We start from the raw sequence: 19881 nt of genomic DNA on the forward strand, positions 1-19881 counted from the left end.
TCATCATTATATTTTTCGTCTGCGATCTCGTCTAAAAGTTCTTGGTAAGCATCACTTTCGCGTACAAAGTCATGAACCTCACTATCCTCATGGAGATGTTCGATATTTTCTTTTACATATGCTTCTGCAATTTCTTCAGAGATATCTTCACAATTATTCTCAGAAGGATTGATGCGAAAGATTTGGATTGCATCATCTGCCTCGTCAATAATTTTTAGAACTTGGCTTTCATCCAGTGGTCCCGACCGACCAATGTTTTGATCATCATCATAGACAACTAATAAAATTTCATCAGAATTTATAAGAATTGGATTTTCCATAATTTCTCCTCCCTAACGCCTCTTGGCAATTGTTTGTGCGTGGTTTATGGAATATATGTATTTCATTTTTAATGAAATATGTCAATAATAAATTTCATAAAATATGAAATATTTTGCATATGGAGGCTAATAGTGGATGAAGAAACGCTAAAAAAACTTTGGAATTATGGGGATAAAAAGGTGATAGCTGCTATTATTTTTTGTCTGATTGGCCAGAATTCTGAAGAATCGTTAAAACAGCTTGCTGAACTTCAGGCTTTGCTTGATAAAAAAGACTAACAAATTGTCCAGACCCCTCGATTAAAAAAGGTGGGACCTCGCCAATAAAATTAATAATTTTTATTAATTCATCTGCCTTTATCGAGCGGTTTGTGCCTGAGTTATTTAATATGCTGGTAAGAGTGGAAGGCAACACACCTAAATGCTTAGCCAGCATTTTTTTGCTGCCGTGTCCTTTTTTTACTAATTGCTCATTAAGCCATAATCTTAACTGTTCACGTTCCATATAATTAAATTCTTTCAGATTGAGTGAAAAATCAATTCAATAAATTCTGAATTTTTACTATTGATAAAATTCAGAATTTATGAAATTATACTAATATGAAACAAGAGCCAGCATATACGCTTATAAAATATTTAGGGGGTGTCACAAAGGTTGCACGCATTTTACATAAATGTAAAGGCGCTGTTTATCGTATAACCTACTCCAAGAAAAAAGGCGGTGCCGGTGGGTTGTTTCCTTCAACTTATCAGGCACAACTACTCATTTATGCTCAACGGCACAACATTGACCTACGTCCAGAGGATTTTTTCTATCCTGAGCGTTTGCAACATTTGTTGGAGGTAGAAAAAGCAACGCTCTCAACGCTTTCTTTTGTCAACGGTTCCACTGTTTGCATGAAGCCGTGTGAACAAAATGAAATGACGAAGCTTCAATATGAAGAAAAGAATGAACAGCAGCCTTCACACTCTTAAAGAAGAAAGATCATGAGAAACGGAATATTGAAGAAACTCTACACACGGATTTGTAGATTAATAGGTTGTAATACGAAAATCGAGAATGGAGATAAGTTTGTGAAAGAATTTATACAAATACCGAATCGTGATTGTAGCGTAGAAGATCTTGTGAAACGACACGAAACTCACACAACAATTCTTAAAAAACGAGAAGAATGGCATAAGTCAAAATTTGATAGTTGGATGAGATGGCATGAAGCAACTCTTGCAGAGCGAGATAAGTCAATTGAACAACAGCAAGTAGTACTTGAAAACCTATCCTCTTTAATTAAGCAAAAAAATGAAACGCTATACAGCCAAAGGCTAAAGTTAGCTTCACAGATGAAAGTTATTGATGAATTAAACAATAAAATCACTGAGTTAATCAACAAAAAAGAAGAACCGAGATTGATCGATTTTATTTTTGCAGGAGAAGTTTTTTAACTTGCGTCATTTGAGCCAAAAATGAGGATTGTTAATTAACAATGAATCATTGCGAGGTTCCTTTTTCAAAAACATTTTTGCAAGACAGGCAATCACAACGCGCCCTGTCACAACAGCAGCATTTAGACTCTTAAAAAGAAAGATCAGAGATGATAGATGTCCCGCATATCACTATAAGTAAAGTCAAGTTGATTAATCTTGTTAATAAGATTGGACGTGAAGACATATATTATGGTGTTCGCTCGCCTAATCAGACATGTGAAAGTTGCATAGATCCCTCATCAACAGGTTATCTTGTCTATATACTGCAAAATATTTTTGCGCGTGATGATAGAAATTATTTTCCGTTATTGCCATACGATGATTTTAATCAATGGTTTTCATCTGCCTTTACGCAAGCTTTTACAACTTGGTTTGATAATTATTTTTCTCAAGATTTGTCATCTTTTCATCGCCTAAATGAGCTACTTTTGTTTACAGCTTTAGTCGAAAGTAATCTTGGCTTCTTAAGGGATGACCTCATCAAAAAAAGAGAAGAAGAAATCAAATTAATAAATGATGCGTGTAGTGTGCGTCTGAATTGAGTTAATCCAATTTTTTAAAACTTATAACTACGCGCTCTGTCATAGCACACATATAAATACTTAGAGCTTTAAAGGGGGGATTATGATCACTAACGCACAAACCATTTTATGTCTTGATCTAGGGACCAAGACAGGCTGGGCGATATGCGGTGCGGATGGTCACATCATCAGTGGTGTCATGAATTTCCACCCCCGATATTTTGAAGTCGGTGGAATGCATTATTTACGCTTTAAGAGATGTCTATCAGAAATAAAACAGACAGTAGGCAGCATTGACGCGATGTATTTTGAAGAAGTGAGGCGTCATAATAGTACTGATGCAGCGCATATTTACGGTGACTTGTTATCAACCTTAACGACGTGGTGTGAACATCATCAGATACCGTATGAAGGCATTCCTGTTGGCACAATTAAGAAAGCAACAACAGGAAAAGGAAACGCATCAAAAGTAAAAATGATTAAGGCAATATGTTCCAAAGGACATACGCCTAAAGACGACAACGAAGCAGATGCTTTAGCAATTTTATATTTAATAAAAGAAGGAGGCGCGCATGTCTAATGGTATGCCATGGATAAGATTCCATTTGTATGACTGGATAAGTGGTACAGATGGAATGACGCTAGAGCAAAGGGGCGCTTATATGACGCTTCTCGTTCGCATGTACGATAAAAAAGCACAAATTAAAGAAGATTTTGAAACGCTTGCACGTGTTTGCAATTGTTCACAAAAAAAGTTTGCGACTATTGTCGAATATCTCATGAGAAATAATAAACTTGTTGAGACAGATAATGGATTGTGGAATACGCGCGTTGAAGAAGAACTCAATAACCTCAGTGAAGAGCTAGATAATTTTACCTTTAATAATAATGAAGAAAAGGAGGTAAAATATGTCAACTAAATTGGCTTGGACGAGACTTAATACAGACCAGTGGCTATTTAAACTCTCTGATTTACCACCTATGGAAGTCAATGTTTATGTGAAGTTGCGGATAAGAATGTTACACACGCGTGAGCCTCTTTTGAATGATGCACGAATATTATCTCATTTTACTTGTTGTTCAGTAAAAAGATTTGAAAAGGCGTTAAATTATTTATTTAGATCTGGACACATCATTTATTTAGAAGATGGACGCTTGTGGAGTTTAGATGTTGAAGAAGAACTCAATAACTCAAATGAAAATTTAAATAAGTTTTCAGAGAGAGCAAAGAAAGCAGCGCAGGCAAAATGGGCAAAACATCATAAAGCAAAAACAATGAGTGATGATCAAGATGCTAAAAATGCTAAGCATGATGCTAACGGTATGCTTAAGGATGCTAAGCATGATGCTTGTGGGGATTTTAGCAATGCACAAGAAATGCTTAATGATGCCATTAACAATAACAATAACATATATAATAAAAAAACTAAAACTATCGTTTTAGCAAAAAAAGAAATTGGTTCTGAAAGTTTAGCAACAATCGATTTGGTTGACGAACCAACAGAGGTTGCTGCTGTTGAAACCACATCAGAGCAAATCACAACCTCATCAGACAACCAACCTCCCATTCACGAGCAAGAGAACGTTCCCAAAAAAGCAAAACGAGCGCAAGCTAATCGCGGTTGTCGATTGCCAGAGGATTTCAAACCTAATTTGCAATACGCAATCGATCAAGGATTAACCCATGATGAGGCGCTGTTAGAAACCGAACGGTTCACAAATTACTGGATAGCAAACCCAGGTAAAAATGCAAACAAACGAGATTGGCAAAGGACTTGGTACAATTGGGTCACAAGCCCTATCGGAACGCTAGCAAAGAAAAAAGCAAGATTAGAACAGGAAAAACGGTTAGGTGGTTATCATGGAAAATTCACTCAGAAAACTTTCACAGAACAGCTTGCAGAAGGCTTCAACGAACTCAGAGATCATCTCTCATCTGGAGAAGATTATGGAAATGATCAGTCCGGGGTATCCATTGACGCTGAAAGCTGGGAATACATTGACGAAACAGGAGGAAGAGCAAACCTTAGATGCTTGCAATCTTCTACAAGCGTTGCTCTCTGTGAAAGCTTCAGTTAAGCAAATTGAGCAAGCTTCTTTCCTACTCTCAAGCATGAGAGTCCCTGCGAACACAGATTCCAAAGCCGTTGTTCTATCCTATAGCATGATGCTGGAACGGATTTCAGCATATGCTTTGAAAAAAGGCGTCGAAGATATCGTAACTGGTCAAGCAATTGGGATATCAAAAACATTTATGCCAACTTGTGGAGAGCTTTTAACTTATTGCCAGACACTAGAAAATACCCTTCTTTCAAAAGCCGAAACTGTACGTAGAGCAATTGAAAACACATGTGAGAAAACACTCAAAGAAAAAACAGCGAAAGAGCATTTTAGACCACTAACGCTTGTTCACAAGCAAGAGCTTGAAGAAACTTTAAATGGCATTGGTGGGATAATGAAACGCTTTGGTCCACAGCAAACTAGTGAAAAGTGCTGATCGTTTTACGATTAGACATGCATTTAAATCGACAAAAAAGCACCTTACAAAGCGATTTAAAGATTTTATGATAGAATCAACATCTGCAATATAAAACGCTCTGTATGATCAAATTTGAGGTAAATAGATCAATTGGTAAAATTATGGACTAAAAACATGAGAATATTAAAAGACCTGTTCTTAAAAAAGCGTAAACAACCCATGCAAAAAGAGTTTGTTGCAACAGCTGTTGGTTATGTTCCTTGGGGGGACGGAGCAGAGGAGTATTTTTACAACCTCTACGAATATGAAGACGGTACAAGAGAGTGTGAAAAGTTTGATGGCGGCCAGTATTATACCACACCAGAAAATGCGGATTTTAGTACCAAAGCGCAAGTGAAAGCATGGGTTTACGGTGGTGCTATTCCGAAAAGCGTTCTCAATTACGAACCTCTTATAGATGAGATCAATAAAGAGATCAAAAAATTATCGAAAACCTCAGGAAATAAATATGTTTACAGATAAGCAGCTAAGAGCCTTGTTTGGCATTATAACTTTTATATTTTTATGTTTTTTAGGAATTAAAAAAAATCCCTACTTTATTCAAAGTATTTTGACATTCGCATCTGTTTCTTTGGTAATAGTCACAGCGGTTTTTGCAATTTTATGCAATTCTCATATTCCTTTTGAGTTGCAGAACAATCCAAAATACAAACGCGGCAATACAACAGGTTGGAAGACATTAACACGTGATTTACAACAGTATATGCACAGACTTTTAAAGCTAATAAGTTTAGCGCTTGTCGTTTTAATTTTCCCAAATAGTTATAAGGAAACTGTTTCTTTACCTTTCATTTCTAAGTACGTGGAGTACAAGCTTTCTTTTCCATTGGATACTGTACTTTGGTACTCAGATATTGCTCTTTGGTATTCCTTTTTAGTCTGTGTATTTTTCCTTATGTTACGTACACGCAGTTTAATAAACATATCTATTTACACACTACAGTGCTCAGTTAAAAAGCTATAGTAAAATTCCGATTTTATAAAACTGTTCAGATTACGTTGTCTCTTCTCAACGTTCATAGATGAAATCAACAAGAGCATAAAAAACTATCGGAAGCCGCTTGACATTATTACAGCAATATGAATAATCGAATCAGGTGCCTCAAAAACACCTTAAAACATCTAGCGGATTGGTTGCCGAAATAATCAATCTTCTGAACATTAAAGATTTTGACTCATTATATGCCGTGGCATATAAAGGTCTTGTCGGGTGTGGTTATGCTATACAATACCCTTTTGGGAAAGGCATAACGACGGACTAGATGCCGTGTTTTTGAGCACCCGGCACTCTCTATTGAGTGTCAATCAAAAACTTTAACATCTAGGAGTTCATCATGAACACTCTTATAAAAATATCAGAACAAATAATTGGACAAGAAATTGTGCAAACGGTCAATGCGCGTGAGTTACACGCATTCATGGAAATAGGAAAACGTTTCGCTACTTGGATTACAGATCGTATTAATCAATATACATTTGAAGAAGGTAAAGATTTCATAAAAACACAAGATTTGCGGTTCCCAAAATTGGGAAGCGCAAAATCTAGAGCTGTTACAGCAATAGAATATCATCTCACTCTAGACATGGCAAAAGAGCTCTCAATGGTTGAACGCAATGAGAAAGGACGTCAAGCACGTCGTTACTTTATTGAGTGTGAGAAGAAACTGAGAAACCAATCTGTTGATTATGATCGTGATACCCGTTTTGATTTGCCAAGCTATTGGGAGGGAATGAACGCTGGTGAAAAAGTTTTGTATCTTCTTGGTCCAATTCATATGCGTCTTCTTGATGCTTTCAGAGTAGATGAAGAGAACAGAAAATACAAAGCCCTTATTAAAGAAGCAAAACAGGTTCTAGCAAGATCTGTCGTAAAAGCTGCTTAGATTTAAAAACATAACTCCCCATTTTAAAAGTGGGGAGGAAGTTAAGCCGCGTTTTTGATTGTAATAACGACTTGCTTGCCAAGAACACTCAGTGCTTGCTCTAGTGTTTGAAGCTTAGTTGGATAATTTGGATCAAGAATGCGTCTTGCTTCTGTTTCTTTTTTACCCAAACGATGTGCCAATTCTGTTTTTGTGATATTCGCTTCATTAAAGGCTTCTACCACTGCGAGCTTAAGAGCATTCCACGCATCTACCGTAACCTCTACAAGGTCTTTATACTGTTGTCGCATTGGTAAAGGCAAACCACGCATAGGATAGCTCCGTAATGCTAACCCTAAAGCTTCAACAGCATTCTCTAATGCCTCTGCTCTATTTTCTCCAGCTGTTATTGCTTCTGGTACATCTGGAAAGGTTACAATAAAACCACCATCTGGATCAGATTCCAGTTTTGCTTGATACGTGTATTCCATGTTTAGGTCTCCTCGCCATGATCAAAATGCTTTTGAAACGAAAAATTAAAGCCGTTGAGAGAGTAACTCATACCCCCAACTGCTTTTTTATTATTTTCACGTAAAGTGGGGTCAATTCACCAGATTTTATAACGGTTGTCTTGTCTCCAAAAGTTACCAAATAATGTGACCCTTTGCCTGCATCAGGAGCTTCACTGTAATGAATGCCTCTTTTTCTGGCTTCTTTACGTAATTCTCTAAGCAGTGCTTCTCGTTTCATTTAGCCTCCCCCTTTTTTCATAAAATGAATATCGCACAAAAAGGTTCGATAGTCAACAATAAATCGAACAAAAAAGTTTGATACAGACTCTTAATGAAAGGATATTTATTGAAAAGTTAAAAGCAGAAATAAGAAAGCCATGCCATTTGTGTGACATGTTTTTTTGATGAATAATTTGTCAAATAATATTATAATGTAATACTTAAAAAACTGTTATTAATAAACTGAAATAATTGAATAAATATGCAAATTATGCTAAGATTTTTCATGTATAAATTGCAAATCTAATGGGGCTACAAATATGCTAAATAAAGTGACGTTAATCGGGCGCCTTGGTGCTGATCCCGAAAGCAAAACAATGAATTCTGGAACAGAAGTAGTCAATTTTCGTATGGCAACTTCTGAAAGCTATACGGATAAAAATACTCATCAAAAAGTAGAAAAAACTGAATGGCATTCAGTTGTGATTTTTAATCCACATTTGGCAAAAATTGCACTTCAGTATCTAAACAAAGGTTCAAAAGTTTACGTAGAAGGAAAATTACAAACACGCAAATGGCAAGATAAAAATGGGCATGACCGTTACACAACAGAGATTGTTTTACCACAATTCAAAGGTGAATTGTATTTGCTTGATGCAAAGAAAGATCAATCGGCATCCCCTACCCCTTCACCTATTACTTCTCAAAATTATGCTATCGCTTCAGGTGCTCAAGATTATAGAACGGCTCTTAACGATAGCGTCCCATTCTGATTGAAAAAAAATATGACAAAAAGAAAAAAACGTGCAAAACGCGGTCGTCCTCGGATTAAAGGATGTATCAGAGAACCAAATGGACGCATCTCACGAGCAAAAACACCGCATGAACCCATGGATAAATTGGCAATTGAAATGCGTGCCAAACGCTTTGGCTTGACCATAGAAGAGGCTAAAAATCCGCTTTCCGGTACCTATATTGGGCGGCTTTATTTGCAAGGCGAAATAAATCAAGACCAATATGATGCTGCGCAAAAATATCTTGAAGTGAAAAACAATTACCTATGTGCAAAAGGATTGCCTAATGCAATTTATGATGAAATGCCTACAACTTCTGATAACGGAGCAAGAGAGAAATGGGTACAGATAGCAACAGAACATCTTTTAGCTGTAAAAAATGTTGTTCAAGAAGCTCAATATTTACACCGTCAATATAACCTTCATGCTGCATTACAGTATCTTGTCATAGAAGATCAATCACTACCACACCTTGTGCTTTCATTGCGCATTGCTCTTAATGCGCTTTATAAACATTTTACGCAAAACCGGTAGTTTTCAAGCGGCGTCTTGGATATTAATGGCAACCTCTTTTCCAAGAGCAATGAGAGTAGATTCTAAGGCATCTAATTTGGTTGCGTGGTTTAAATCCAACAATCGGTCAATTTGTATTGGATGAAGTTTTAAAAGACGTACGAGATCAGCTTTGCGTAAGTTTTTTTCAATCATAGCGTTATGTATTGCAATTTTTAAAGTTACCAATGAAGATACTTCAACAAAAGGATAGGCAATATCACGATGTCCAAAGGGAATAGGTTCACGATCTTGAAAACGCCCCATAATGACTGTTAAAAGTGCATTTTTAGCCTGTTCCAAAGCTTCTTTTTCATCGTTACCATAAGTAATAAATTCCTGAAAGTCTTTAGAGACGACTAGAAGAGTATCATTGTCATCTTTGATAAATTTGATTGCATATTTCATTTACACCTCCATATCCTGGCTTATTTTAGGTCAAGATCTTTAAGAATCTTCTGGACTAATCCTGTTCCTAATTCTTTTCGCGTACCATGCATAGGTAAAACGGACTTTTTAGAACCACGCTTTACAAGCAAATGCCCTCCCTTCCCTGAAGTAAAACTGCAACCATGCTTTATAAGATATCTTTTCAATTCTTGACTATTCATTATAATAATATAACATCTAAAATGTTTCAATACAACATAAATGTTGCATTAAAGGAAAATAAAGGACATCTTTTAAAACACCATATTTAGGTAAAAAAATAAAAAAAATACAAGATCATGATTTTTTTGTTGACATAGTGTAAAAAATCGTATTTAGTGAGGGTACTGCACTAGTCGTATTGTGTCTAAAATTCAAAAATATCCCCAAAAATTCAGCAAAATGTGATCTTGAAACGTGGCTAGAAAACCCTGTTTTCTGGGTAATTCTGACTAATCTATTTTTCAAATAACAAAAATCAATAATTGACTAATGATGTCATTAATTATGACGCAAAAGGAGCAATGATGAAAGCTGTCATCACTAAGCCAATGTGTGTTGTTGGAGACAATAAAAGCACTGTTCGCTTTGAACCATCAACACCCAATAATCCATTTGTTGAAGTTTCTAATCAAGTCTACGCACGTCTCAAGCGCGCCAATGCTGCAAAACTTTTTGTTGACGTCAAGACAACAGCAAAAACAGATAAGGCAATTGAACAAATTAAACAGATAGAACAAGAAGCCGTACAAACATCGTCTGAACCAGTGACAGAGGAAATTCCACTCGAACAGCCAAAAGCATCTAAAGCTTCTAAGTCATCAACACCTACCCCAAAAAAGGCTTAGAAGTTGAAGTTAATCATCCACCAAAAATGGTATCTTCAACAGGTGAAGGATACCTTCACCAGTCTTCAAGCACCACGCCTTAATTGGGCTCTGCGTAATGCTCTAAACACTGCAGCAAAACAAGTTGAACGCTTTACTGAAAAGCAAGTTGCAGACATCTCATCAGCCCAAATAAAGCGTATAAGAAGAGGTGTTTATATTAAAGAAAAGGCAACAGCAAGGTTTCTTGAGACAGATATCATTGGTTCTGGAACACCGATACCTCTTAAATTTTTTAAAGTAAACGAAACAAAACGCGGCGTAACTTACACACTGTTTGGAAAGAAAGAAATCTTACCCCATGCTTTTATCAAAGGTGGGAGTTTTCCAAAGCGCGTTGAATTAAAAAAGCTGAATGGGAATGTGTTTCAAAGAGCCGATGGAGATCAATTCCCCATTGCAAAACAAAAAGGACCCTCAATTGCTGGGGTAATGTCCAAGCCAAAAATTGCAAGTGCTATTGTAAAAGAAGCCAATGAAAGATTAACCAAAAATATACAGAGACAACTTTCTCGTCAAGAATACGCTGCTAATAAGAAAGGCTAGATCATGTTCTCAAGCTATGTTTGCTATACACTGAGATTTTCTTTCTTGACAAGATTCACGGAAAACGTATATCGTTAAATTAGGTGCCTAGAAAACACCTTAGATGCATAGCGGATAGATTGCCGAAACAGTTTATTTTCCGCATACTAAAGGCTTTGACTCATTATATGCTACATGCGTATAATAGATCTGTCGGGTGTAGTTACGCTATACAATACCCTTTATGGGAAAAGCGTGACGACGGACTATGCACCGTGTTTTCTAGCACCCGGCATCCTCTTAGGACGTCAATACTTTTAGGATTTTTCAAAAAATAATTGACAGTTTCTGTGAACAGCTATAGTCTGATTGGCAGGCTTAAAGCACCTCGTAACTAATCGGTTCAACAGTATCCCGAAAGATCTGTTGCCCATCATAAGAATTTTTGTCCAGGGTCTTCGTGTGTATGTCCAAGGGTAACCTAAAGATACGAAGGGCTGTATTAGTTCGGTTGTTTTAGCCCTGGATACTTTAACTTATAAAACAAAGGACTAATAAGATGAACACTCTAATTAAAATATCAGAACAAGCTGTTGGACAAGAAATTATTCAAACCGTTAATGCGCGTGAATTACATGTGTTTTTGGAAGTAAAACGAGACTTTTCCAATTGGATTAAAGACCGTATTAACAAATACAGCTTTCTCAAAAATCAGGATTATATAGTTTTCACCAATTTTGGCGAAAACCTCCAAGGCGGTCGTCCAAGTACAGAATATCACATCACATTAGACATGGCGAAAGAGCTCTCAATGGTTGAACGCAATGAGAAAGGACGTCAAGCACGCCGTTATTTTATTGAGTGTGAGAAGAAACTAAAAAGCCAATCTGTTGATTATGACCATGATACACGCTTTGATTTGCCAAGTTATTGGGAAGGTATGAACGCTGGTGAAAAAGTTTTGTATCTTCTGGGTCCAATTCATGTTCGTCTTCTTGATGCCTTCAGAGTAGATGAAGAAAACAGAAAATACAAAGCTCTCATTAAGGAAGCAAAACAGGTTCTAGCAAAATCTGTTACGAAAGCCGCTTAGATTTAAAATATGATCTCATCTTCCCTGCTTTCAGAGTGGGGAGGATATTAATTTAAAGAAGATTATCGATAATGCTTCGCTTTTTCCAGAAAAAATACAATAAAATCAATGCAAAAGGTACTTCCCAGCGGGTTGGCTTCGTTGCGGGGCGGACGAGCGCGAACTATCGCTAGCGACAGAATTTTCAAATTGACTGTACATTGTACATTTAACTCATTGATAAATAATGATTTCAATATGTACACTGTACAGTATGCGATTATTTTTAGATAAAAATTATGTTTATTCTTGACATTGTTGCGTCAATGTCTATTTTCGAATCAGGTGCCTAGAAAACACCTTAAACACATAGCGGATTGGTTGCCGAAATAATCAGTCTTCCGCACATTAAAGACTTTGACTCATTGTATGTTAGGCGCATATAATAACTTTGTCGGGTGTAGTTATGCTATACAATACCCTTGTGGGGAAAGCATAACGACGGGCTATGTGCCGTGTTTTCTAGCACCCGGCATCTTTTAGAGTGTCAATAGAAAACCTTTAAGCACATAGGAGCCAAATCATGGCACAATATTTAATTGACTTACATCAGACTACGATTGATGGTGATATCGTTCAGACAGTGAATGCACGTGAATTACATACATTTTTGGCAATAGGAAAACGTTTTGCTACTTGGATTACGAACCGCATTAATCAGTATGCATTTGAAGAGGGAAAGGACTATATTTTAACGCTTCCCAAAATTGGGAAACGTAAAAATGTTATAAGTAAAGAATATCATCTCACCCTAGACATGGCAAAAGAGCTTTCCATGGTTGAACGTAACGAGAAAGGACGTCAAGCACGCCGTTACTTTATTGAGTGTGAGAAGAAACTGAGAAACCAAGCTGTTGATTATGAATTATTTTCTTATGAGTGTTTTAAAAAACCTGCAGGTATTGGAGAAATCTTAGGATTGATGATGAGGCGTTTGTTGGATGCAAATGACCTCGAAAAAGAGCTTGATCATTACAAATCAGTTACAAAAGAAGCTAAGCGCGTTTTAGCAAGATCTGTCGTAAAAGCTGCTTAGCTTTAAAACACATCTCCCCTCCCCGTTCTCAAAATGGGGAGGTGGTTGGTTTAGCTGCCACTTGCTTTTTTTAAGACTTCACCCATACGTGTTCGCCAGTCTTTTCCTTGTTTTTTAAAAGAAGCAATAACGTTTGGGTCAAGGCGTAGAGTAACCGCTTGTTTGGGAGATTCAACGGGTGGACGCCCACGTTTACGGCGTTCTTCTGTTACATATTTAAAAAAGGAAGGTGGTAAAACATCTTTAGCTGGCTTTAAGCGTGCAAGTTCTTCATCTGTTAGTGGTGGGGAATCCACAGCGTCCCAATCTTCTTTTGTATAATCACATCCTGCTTCAAAGGTTTTTTTGATAGTCATTGAAAACCTCTCTTTCTTTTTTATTCGCTTGACGAAAACTGATAATGGATATCGCTTCATTGCCAAGCTTTGCAAAAACAATAACTGTTGTGCCATTCGCAAAATGTCCAATAGCCTTCATGCGGTTTGAATGTGTTGCATCAATAAGAGCATGTTCCCAGTCAAAGTAAATAACATCAGCAAAATCAAGCTTATGTTTAACAATGTTTAAAGCTCTTTTTGGTTCATCCCACACTATCTTCATATATTTTATGTACACGAAAAATAAAACCTTGTCAATAATTAAAGTGTACAATAATTCGTATATACCATTCAAAATGGAGAAACTATGGATAAGAAGAATCGTAAGGGTCTATCGGTTCGTGCGTTTGCGAAGAAGATGGGGGTTTCACATAATGCGGTGGTTTCACGGATAAAGACAGGTAAATTTGATGCGGCTCTTTTTGAAGATGGTTCTGTCAATGAAGCCCTTGCCACAAGCATCTGGAATGAGAATCCAACAAAGCGCCCTGCTCCATTTTTAGCGCCTGATGGTCAACCGCGGACAAAGATCAAACAAGCCTCTACAGATGGAGCCAATGAATACAAGATAAAACTGGAGCGAATGCAAGTTGCGCTTGAAAGCGAAAAGATTGCACTTGAACGCTTACGCGAAACAACCGTTGACCGTGAAGAAGTCAAGAGAGCAGCGCGTGAGTTTGGAAGAGCACACCGTGACGCTATGTTGAATTTTCCGCATCGTTTTGGTGCAAGCATTGCTGCACAAGTTGGATGTGATGCAGCCAGCCTTATTGGTGCTATTGATTATTACATGAGAACCGCTTTACTTGAGGCGGTTAATATTCCAGTGCCTTTTCATGATCCTCATTCTCCAGAGTTAGAGAACTTGCAAGAAACGAATAATGGATGACAATGCAGTCGAAGAATTTTTCGCCCATGCCAATAACGCACGACAACCCGACCCACCGTACACGGTTTCGCAATGGGCGGATAAGAATAGATACCTTAGCACGGTAGCAAGTGCTGAACCTGGATTGTGGAGAACAAAGCGGACCCCCTATTTGCGCGAAATCATGGATAATCTTTCCTCTCACAAACCAATTGAAACAACTATTGTCATGAAAGGGGCGCAAGTTGGCATGTCAGAGGCAGGATTAAATTTCTGCGGTTATGCTATTCATTATAGTCCAGGACCTGCTCTTTATGTGATGCCAACGGTTGAGACAGCCAAAAAGCTTTCAAAGACGCGGCTTGATCCTATGATTATGGCAAGTCCAGTTTTAAGCGAACGCATTGCCCCAGCACGAGCACGTGACAGCGGGAATACCATGTTTTCGAAAGAGTTTGATGGTGGTGCACTGATGCTTACAGGGGCAAACAGTGCTGCTGGTTTGCGTTCCATGCCTATTCGTTATCTGATTTTAGATGAGGTGGATGCCTATCCTCTCAGTGTGGATAACGAAGGTGATCCGGTGATGATTGCCGAAAAGCGGACCTCAACCTTTGTACAACGAAAGATCTTTAAATTGTCCACACCCACCCACCGTGACACAAGCCGTATTGCCAAGGATTTTGTGCTAGGAGACCAGCGATATTACAACGTGCCTTGTGATGCATGTGGTGTTCTACAGCCCATTGTTTGGTCACAAATTAAGTGGCCAAAAGGCGCCCCCGAAAAAGCTGTGTTTGTTTGTGCCCATTGTGGTCATGAACATGCCGAGCACAGAAAAACAGATCTCATGTGTGAAGAACGAGGAGCATGTTGGGTACCAACCAGTGAATCAAGCAGACCCAATTTGCGTTCTTATCATATTTCGGCACTCTATTCCCCTTGGCTTACTTGGGGGGAATGCGCAAGAGAGTTTTTAAATGCCAAGGATGATCCAGCTCTTCTACAGCCTTTTGTCAATACAGTGCTTGGAGAGCCATGGGAGGACAGAACAGGCGAAGTTGTTGACCCAGATAGCCTCTATGCAAAACGCGAAGATTATCCCCTTGCACCAGAACAAGCCGTGTTGTTGACAGCGGGTATTGATGTGCAAAATGACCGCTTAGAACTTGAAGTGGTTGGATGGGGACGCAGTGAAGAAAGTTGGCATATTGATTATCAAGTTATCCTTGGTGATCCCTCTTCTTTTGAAGTATGGGACCAGCTGGATGAATACCTTACAAAACGCTGGCCGCATCTAGGTTACAAAGACGGCATCAAGATAACGGCTGCTTGTATTGATACCGGTGGTGGACACACACAAGCGGTTTATAATTACGTGCGCCCCCGTGAGGGACGACGTATCTGGGGGATTAAGGGGCAAGCGGGATGGCGTGCGGTATGGCCACGCCGTCCAAGTAGAAACAACAAAGGACAGATTAATCTCTATATTGTTGGGGTTGATGCAGCAAAAGATATTATCACGGCACGGTTTAAAAAATCCGGTCCTGAAGCATCGGGTGCTGGTGCAACACACTTTCACAAAAACCTTGATCGAGAATATTTTGACCAACTGACCGCTGAAAGAAAAGTCATCAAATATTTTAAAGGCTTCAAGCGTATTGAATGGCAAAAAAGTGAAAAGGCAAGAAACGAAGCCTTGGACTGTAGGGTCTATGCTTATGCTGCTTTACAAGGTCTGATTTCGGCAGGAATAAACCTTAATCGAGAAGTCGATATCTTAGAAGAGCGTCTGGAAAAACTTAAAATTGAAGGCTCTTTAGAGCAGCCAACATCAGAACATGTGCCCTCTCCTGCTCCAAGAAGATCTCAGACAGCACAACCTCAAAGGAAACAATCCAGAACGGTGATGAATCCTTATATGCAAGGGGATTGGAGGTAATTTATGGATACAGACTTGAACCAAGTAAACAGCAAAACTGACAGACTGGAAAGTTTAAAAAAGCGGCGTGAACAAATTGAAGAAGCTCTTTATTCGGGAGCACAATCGGTGCGCCATGGCGATAAGCAAGTCAGCAACCGTTCTGTTGAGGAACTGCGCAGAGCGCTTGAGATGCTGAACACACAAATAGCCAACCTTGAAGGACGCAAGCGTTCACGCGTTTTCTATTTTAATATATCACGAGGCTATTAATGGCTGGTTTTTTCAATAAACTCACGGGCTTTTTTACAATTTCTCGTCAACACAATCCCCATTTTGAAGCGGCAAGCAAAAGCCGCCGTATGGGTGGTTTTGACCCCGCAAAAAAACATATCAATAAAGCGATTGAAGAATGCGGTGATACCATTGTTGCCCGTTCAAGATGGCTTTATGACAATGAAGCTCTTTATGGTTCTGCAACGGAGGAATGGGTCTCTGCGGCTGTAAGTGATGGGATTAAACCTTATCCTCGTATTGAAGGCTTTCAAGAAGAAAAGAAAAAGCTTTTAGACTTATGGTGGCAATGGGTTGATGAAGCAGATTATGATGAAGATACCAGCTTTTATGGGCTGCAAGCAACCATTGCACGAGAGGTCTTTTTAACCGGAGAGTGCTTTGTAAGATTGCATTATGTTGATCTCTACGGACGCTCTGGTGTACCGCTTCAATTACAAGTTTATCCCACGGAAATGTTGGACCTTTCCTACAATGGACCGGCTGAGATTGAAGGCAATTACATTCGTATGGGAATTGAATTTAATGCCAGTGGCAAGCGCGTTGCTTATCATTTCTGGGAACATCACCCCTATGATGATGTCCCTGCAAATATGGCATTTGAGAGCCAAGAGCGCGTGCGTGTCCCCGCTGAAATGATCCTGCACATCAAAGAGCGCCGTATCGCAGGACAATTGCGCGGTTCTCCCAAAATAACGCGCTGTATGACAAAGATCTTTCAACTCGAATCCTATGACGACGCAGAACTCGATAGAAAAAGGACGGCGGCTCTTTTCGCGGCGTTTGTCAAGGACAATTCACCAAACGTCGAAAAATTATCCGATAATCGTGATAAAAACAACGTTGAAGAAGAATACAAAGCACCTGTCATTGCGCCCGGTGCATCTCTTTATTTAGGAGAGAATAAAGAAGTTACATTCTCAAATCCTGTTGAGGTTGGTGGCTCTTATGAGGCTTTTCAATTTCGCAATATCTTGAAAATTTGTGCAGCACTTAATATGCCTTATGCCGTTGTGACTGGAGACGTTACGCGGGGGAATTTTTCAAATGTACGCACCTCCATCATTCAGTTTAGACGGCACGTCAAACAATGGCGTGAACATATTATTGCCTTTCAGTTTAACCGCATTGTTTGGGAGCGTTTTGTTGAAATGGCAGTGCTTGTCAAATGCGTCAATTTGCCAGGGTGGGAAGAAAATTCCTTGCCATGGCTTCAATGTGAAAGCTTTGCGCCCCCGCTTGAAATGATTGATCCAAACAAGGATATCTCAGCGGAAAAAGAAGAAATTCGTGCAGGCTTGAAAACACGACGCATGGCACTTGCCGAGCGCGGCTTTGATATCGACAGCATTCATGCCGAACTTGAAGAAGAGCACACAGACGCTCGTGCGCGCGGCTTATCTTTTGACACGGATATGGCAGCGCCTTCTGGTGAAAATCAAGCGATTGATACAGCAGATTCAGAACCTTCTGAGACTTATGAAAGTAACCAAGGCAGTGAGGCACATAAAAATGGTGAATAATCTTGATATGCCGTTCTTGGCATCACGGCTTTTTGGGGTTCCACATATGCTTGCCTCGACAAAACTTGATGTCATTTTGAATGCTCTTGCACCGCGTCTTTTTGAGGGAGAAAAGTTTTCCCCTGGGGCTTTTGCGCAAGGGGATACAACGGCTTTAAGACCCCCTGAAACTTATGTAGTACAAAACAATGTTGCTATCCTACCGGTTCATGGCACGCTTGTGCGCCGTGGTGCATGGCTTGGGGCTTTATCGGGGCTAACCTCTTATGAAGGTTTAAGCGCTTCTTTTCGTGAAGCCATTGCACAACCTGATGTTCGTGCTGTCTTACTTGATATTGACAGCGGCGGTGGAGAAGCCGGTGGTGTCTTTGATTTGGTTGAAGAGTTTCAAACACTCTCAAAACAATACAATAAACCCATTTGGGCACATGCCAATGAGTTTGCTTGTTCAGCGGCTTATGCCATTGCTTGTTCTGCTTCTCAAATATGGGTTGCTCGCACGGGTGTTGTGGGCTCGATTGGGGTTGTTTGTGCTCATCTTGACCAGTCCCGTGCGGATGAAAAACACGGGTATAAATGGACCTTTGTCTTTGAAGGTGATCACAAAACCCATGGCAACCCTCACGAACCCTTGAGCGATACAGCACAGATAAAAATGCAAGCCGATTGCGCCCTGCTCTACAAGATGTTTGTCGATTTGGTGGCGCAAAACAGACGCTTAAATGCTGCTGCAATTCGTGACACAAAAGCAGAAACTTTTATAGGCACCCAAGCGATCACGCTTGGATTAGCAGATGTGCAAGGCACCCTTGCGCAAGCTTTGGAAGCCTTAACGGATTCCATATCACAAAACCCAACATCAACAGAAAAAGAAGGACAAAACACATGGCACGCACACAATACCGCGCTGAAGAAGATGATGACGAAAAGATCGTCGACATCATCAATGACGAGGAAGAGGACGAAGACGATAGCGACATCGACAAAAACGCCGAAGACTTCGACGATGAAGAAGACGAAGATGAGGATGAAGACAACGAAGACAAGCAGGAAAACATAAAAGCTGCTCTTGAAAAAGAAAGAAAGCGCGCAAAAGCACTAACAACCCTTGAAAGGCAAGCAAAGCACTTAGGCGTTTCTTTTGACGCAGCAAAAGCTATTCAAAAAGGTATGAGTATCGAGAAAGCACGCCAGTGTGTGTTGACGGCTGCTAGCTCTCAAAGCGCGTCTTTAAAAGTCTCGCCTTATACCCCTCATAGTGATGGGACGAGCAAGGCAAAGATTCATACAAAATGGGAAGCAGCTTGGAGGGCAGTGAAATGACGAATATTATTTATGACGACGTACGCAATGGCGCTTATCTTGGACCCTATGACCCCGATATGTCAAACGAAGAAGTGGTGTTTGCATCAGGAGCATTCATTGAAGCGGGAACTGTCATGGGAAAGATAACCACAACGGAATACTATGTCCCCCTTAATCCAGCAGCAACAGATGGCAGTCAAACACCGGCAGGGATTTCTTTTGCTACTGTTGACGCAACAGGCGCCGATCAACGCGCTGTGATTACAGCACGCTTATGCACTGTAAAAGCTTCTGAACTGCTATGGCCAGATGCCATCACGGATGAGAAAAAGAAAGCAGCCATTCAGTCTTTAGAAGACAAAAACAACATTCTATTGCGATAGGAGAATGCGCACATGGATATGAACTTTTTTAAACATGATGCTTTCTCAAGCATCACAATGATGAAAGCCATCGAAAACTATGAGTTTCAACCTGGTCTTGTAAGTTCTCTTAATCTCTTTGAAGAAGTTGAAACCAGTACCACAGTGGTTGGGATTGAACGGCGTGATAATACATTTTCGCTTATTCAAACCAGTGAACGTGGCGCACCTTTGACAGAAGGTGATAGAGAGGCTCGTAATCTTCGGTTTTTCAAAACAACACGGATTGCCAAAAGTGATACGGTGAAATCAGAAGAAATCCAAAACCGTCGTGAATTTGGCGCAGAAGATCAGTTAGAGACAGCAATGAAATATATTGCCAGAAAACAAAAGAAACTGATTTCTGAAATCGAATTGACAT

General features: G+C 39.4%; 32 protein-coding genes. 24 read left to right on the plus strand and 8 right to left on the minus strand.

Annotation, left to right across the window (positions count from 1 at the left end; translation table 11 throughout):
• Together ACFIJZ_RS08255 and ACFIJZ_RS08260 are read right to left on the minus strand one after the other, a co-directional pair.
• The coding region (locus ACFIJZ_RS08255) for a hypothetical protein (protein WP_375631596.1) at nt 1-320 on the minus strand (320 nt) is incomplete at its 3' end.
• Nucleotides 321-513: 193 nt separating this feature from the next.
• Entirely contained in the window at nt 514-825 is a 312-nt protein-coding gene (locus ACFIJZ_RS08260) for an XRE family transcriptional regulator (protein WP_375620609.1), read from the minus strand.
• Nucleotides 826-920: 95 nt separating this feature from the next.
• On the opposite strand from ACFIJZ_RS08260, the gene ACFIJZ_RS08265 reads away from it, so the two are divergent.
• From ACFIJZ_RS08265 to ACFIJZ_RS08310, 10 genes are all read left to right on the plus strand, one after another.
• A complete protein-coding gene (locus tag ACFIJZ_RS08265; protein ID WP_375631598.1) occupies nt 921-1295 on the plus strand; it encodes a hypothetical protein in 375 nt (124 codons plus the stop codon).
• A 99-nt stretch (nt 1296-1394) separates the two neighbouring features.
• Nucleotides 1395-1760 carry a hypothetical protein gene (locus tag ACFIJZ_RS08270; RefSeq protein ID WP_375631600.1) on the plus strand — a complete coding sequence of 122 codons (366 nt, stop codon included), beginning with the start codon at nt 1395-1397 and terminating at the stop codon, nt 1758-1760.
• A 149-nt stretch (nt 1761-1909) separates the two neighbouring features.
• A complete protein-coding gene (locus tag ACFIJZ_RS08275; protein WP_120100899.1) occupies nt 1910-2344 on the plus strand; it encodes a hypothetical protein in 435 nt (144 codons plus the stop codon).
• Between the two features lie 82 nt (nt 2345-2426).
• The gene (locus ACFIJZ_RS08280) at nt 2427-2903 is read left to right on the plus strand and encodes a crossover junction endodeoxyribonuclease RuvC (RefSeq protein ID WP_375631601.1); all 477 of its coding nucleotides are present in this window, start codon (nt 2427-2429) and stop codon (nt 2901-2903) included.
• On the plus strand, nt 2896-3243 hold the full coding sequence (locus ACFIJZ_RS08285; RefSeq protein WP_375631603.1) for a DUF1376 domain-containing protein: 348 nt from the start codon (nt 2896-2898) through the stop codon (nt 3241-3243). Before ACFIJZ_RS08280 ends, ACFIJZ_RS08285 begins: the two co-directional genes overlap by 8 nt.
• Nucleotides 3233-4402 carry a hypothetical protein gene (locus tag ACFIJZ_RS08290; protein WP_375631605.1) on the plus strand — a complete coding sequence of 390 codons (1170 nt, stop codon included), beginning with the start codon at nt 3233-3235 and terminating at the stop codon, nt 4400-4402. Before ACFIJZ_RS08285 ends, ACFIJZ_RS08290 begins: the two co-directional genes overlap by 11 nt.
• On the plus strand, nt 4386-4820 hold the full coding sequence (locus tag ACFIJZ_RS08295; RefSeq protein ID WP_273790335.1) for a hypothetical protein: 435 nt from the start codon (nt 4386-4388) through the stop codon (nt 4818-4820). The genes ACFIJZ_RS08290 and ACFIJZ_RS08295 overlap by 17 nt, the downstream gene beginning before the upstream one ends.
• A 156-nt stretch (nt 4821-4976) precedes the next feature.
• Nucleotides 4977-5324: a hypothetical protein gene (locus ACFIJZ_RS08300; RefSeq protein WP_375631607.1), complete on the plus strand. Its 348-nt coding sequence runs from the start codon at nt 4977-4979 to the stop codon at nt 5322-5324.
• A complete protein-coding gene (locus ACFIJZ_RS08305) occupies nt 5311-5826 on the plus strand; it encodes a hypothetical protein (protein ID WP_375631609.1) in 516 nt (171 codons plus the stop codon). Before ACFIJZ_RS08300 ends, ACFIJZ_RS08305 begins: the two co-directional genes overlap by 14 nt.
• A 370-nt stretch (nt 5827-6196) precedes the next feature.
• Complete coding sequence (locus ACFIJZ_RS08310) at nt 6197-6745, plus strand: antA/AntB antirepressor family protein (protein WP_375631611.1); 549 nt, start codon at nt 6197-6199, stop codon at nt 6743-6745.
• A gap of 41 nt (nt 6746-6786) precedes the next feature.
• Here ACFIJZ_RS08310 and ACFIJZ_RS08315 read toward each other — a convergent pair whose 3' ends face one another.
• Entirely contained in the window at nt 6787-7215 is a 429-nt protein-coding gene (locus ACFIJZ_RS08315; RefSeq protein ID WP_006589119.1) for a type II toxin-antitoxin system HicB family antitoxin, read from the minus strand.
• A 67-nt stretch (nt 7216-7282) separates the two neighbouring features.
• Entirely contained in the window at nt 7283-7474 is a 192-nt protein-coding gene (locus tag ACFIJZ_RS08320) for a hypothetical protein (protein WP_004859817.1), read from the minus strand.
• A 301-nt stretch (nt 7475-7775) separates the two neighbouring features.
• Here ACFIJZ_RS08320 and ssb point away from each other — a divergent pair, with 301 nt between their 5' ends.
• Nucleotides 7776-8228, plus strand: coding sequence for a single-stranded DNA-binding protein (gene ssb / locus ACFIJZ_RS08325; protein ID WP_375631613.1), 453 nt, complete (start codon nt 7776-7778; stop codon nt 8226-8228).
• 12 nt (nt 8229-8240) lie between these two features.
• Complete coding sequence (locus ACFIJZ_RS08330) at nt 8241-8783, plus strand: hypothetical protein (protein WP_375631615.1); 543 nt, start codon at nt 8241-8243, stop codon at nt 8781-8783.
• 3 nt (nt 8784-8786) lie between these two features.
• Here the strand turns inward: ACFIJZ_RS08330 and ACFIJZ_RS08335 are convergent, their stop codons facing one another.
• Both ACFIJZ_RS08335 and ACFIJZ_RS08340 read right to left on the minus strand, forming a co-directional pair.
• Nucleotides 8787-9209, minus strand: coding sequence for a type II toxin-antitoxin system HicB family antitoxin (locus ACFIJZ_RS08335; protein WP_375613904.1), 423 nt, complete (start codon nt 9207-9209; stop codon nt 8787-8789).
• 20 nt (nt 9210-9229) lie between these two features.
• On the minus strand, nt 9230-9412 hold the full coding sequence (locus tag ACFIJZ_RS08340) for a type II toxin-antitoxin system HicA family toxin (RefSeq protein WP_006589116.1): 183 nt from the start codon (nt 9410-9412) through the stop codon (nt 9230-9232).
• 345 nt (nt 9413-9757) lie between these two features.
• Between ACFIJZ_RS08340 and ACFIJZ_RS08345 the strand changes: the two genes are divergently transcribed.
• The 4 genes from ACFIJZ_RS08345 (at nt 9758) to ACFIJZ_RS08360 (ending at nt 12810) form a co-directional block, all read left to right on the plus strand.
• Nucleotides 9758-10078: a hypothetical protein gene (locus ACFIJZ_RS08345; RefSeq protein ID WP_375631617.1), complete on the plus strand. Its 321-nt coding sequence runs from the start codon at nt 9758-9760 to the stop codon at nt 10076-10078.
• A gap of 3 nt (nt 10079-10081) precedes the next feature.
• Complete coding sequence (locus tag ACFIJZ_RS08350) at nt 10082-10663, plus strand: hypothetical protein (RefSeq protein ID WP_375631619.1); 582 nt, start codon at nt 10082-10084, stop codon at nt 10661-10663.
• 538 nt (nt 10664-11201) lie between these two features.
• The gene (locus ACFIJZ_RS08355) at nt 11202-11735 is read left to right on the plus strand and encodes an antA/AntB antirepressor family protein (RefSeq protein WP_375631621.1); all 534 of its coding nucleotides are present in this window, start codon (nt 11202-11204) and stop codon (nt 11733-11735) included.
• Nucleotides 11736-12297: 562 nt separating this feature from the next.
• A complete protein-coding gene (locus tag ACFIJZ_RS08360; RefSeq protein ID WP_375631623.1) occupies nt 12298-12810 on the plus strand; it encodes an antA/AntB antirepressor family protein in 513 nt (170 codons plus the stop codon).
• Nucleotides 12811-12860: 50 nt separating this feature from the next.
• Here ACFIJZ_RS08360 and ACFIJZ_RS08365 read toward each other — a convergent pair whose 3' ends face one another.
• Both ACFIJZ_RS08365 and ACFIJZ_RS08370 read right to left on the minus strand, forming a co-directional pair.
• Nucleotides 12861-13166, minus strand: coding sequence for a BrnA antitoxin family protein (locus ACFIJZ_RS08365; RefSeq protein WP_273790326.1), 306 nt, complete (start codon nt 13164-13166; stop codon nt 12861-12863).
• Entirely contained in the window at nt 13144-13410 is a 267-nt protein-coding gene (locus ACFIJZ_RS08370; protein WP_273790325.1) for a BrnT family toxin, read from the minus strand. Before ACFIJZ_RS08370 ends, ACFIJZ_RS08365 begins: the two co-directional genes overlap by 23 nt.
• An 84-nt stretch (nt 13411-13494) precedes the next feature.
• Here ACFIJZ_RS08370 and ACFIJZ_RS08375 point away from each other — a divergent pair, with 84 nt between their 5' ends.
• From ACFIJZ_RS08375 to ACFIJZ_RS08410, 8 genes are all read left to right on the plus strand, one after another.
• Nucleotides 13495-14076 carry a hypothetical protein gene (locus tag ACFIJZ_RS08375; RefSeq protein ID WP_375631625.1) on the plus strand — a complete coding sequence of 194 codons (582 nt, stop codon included), beginning with the start codon at nt 13495-13497 and terminating at the stop codon, nt 14074-14076.
• Complete coding sequence (locus ACFIJZ_RS08380; protein WP_375631627.1) at nt 14069-15997, plus strand: phage terminase large subunit family protein; 1929 nt, start codon at nt 14069-14071, stop codon at nt 15995-15997. Before ACFIJZ_RS08375 ends, ACFIJZ_RS08380 begins: the two co-directional genes overlap by 8 nt.
• A gap of 3 nt (nt 15998-16000) precedes the next feature.
• Nucleotides 16001-16249 (plus strand): phage head-tail joining protein, encoded by a 249-nt coding sequence (locus ACFIJZ_RS08385; protein ID WP_273724442.1) that lies wholly within the window; start codon nt 16001-16003, stop codon nt 16247-16249.
• A complete protein-coding gene (locus ACFIJZ_RS08390) occupies nt 16249-17793 on the plus strand; it encodes a phage portal protein (RefSeq protein ID WP_375631629.1) in 1545 nt (514 codons plus the stop codon). Before ACFIJZ_RS08385 ends, ACFIJZ_RS08390 begins: the two co-directional genes overlap by 1 nt.
• Complete coding sequence (locus ACFIJZ_RS08395) at nt 17783-18853, plus strand: S49 family peptidase (RefSeq protein WP_375631631.1); 1071 nt, start codon at nt 17783-17785, stop codon at nt 18851-18853. The genes ACFIJZ_RS08390 and ACFIJZ_RS08395 overlap by 11 nt, the downstream gene beginning before the upstream one ends.
• Before the next feature lie 110 nt (nt 18854-18963).
• Nucleotides 18964-19116, plus strand: a complete 153-nt coding sequence (locus ACFIJZ_RS08400; protein WP_273790320.1) for a hypothetical protein — start codon at nt 18964-18966, stop codon at nt 19114-19116.
• Nucleotides 19113-19481 carry a head decoration protein gene (locus tag ACFIJZ_RS08405; RefSeq protein ID WP_273790319.1) on the plus strand — a complete coding sequence of 123 codons (369 nt, stop codon included), beginning with the start codon at nt 19113-19115 and terminating at the stop codon, nt 19479-19481. The genes ACFIJZ_RS08400 and ACFIJZ_RS08405 overlap by 4 nt, the downstream gene beginning before the upstream one ends.
• 12 nt (nt 19482-19493) lie before the next feature.
• Nucleotides 19494-19881 (plus strand): major capsid protein (locus tag ACFIJZ_RS08410; RefSeq protein ID WP_375631633.1); only part of this gene is annotated, 388 nt, incomplete at its 3' end.

It is taken from the genome of Bartonella sp. CL70QHWL, assembly GCF_042194855.1.
GTDB lineage: Bacteria > Pseudomonadota > Alphaproteobacteria > Rhizobiales > Rhizobiaceae > Bartonella.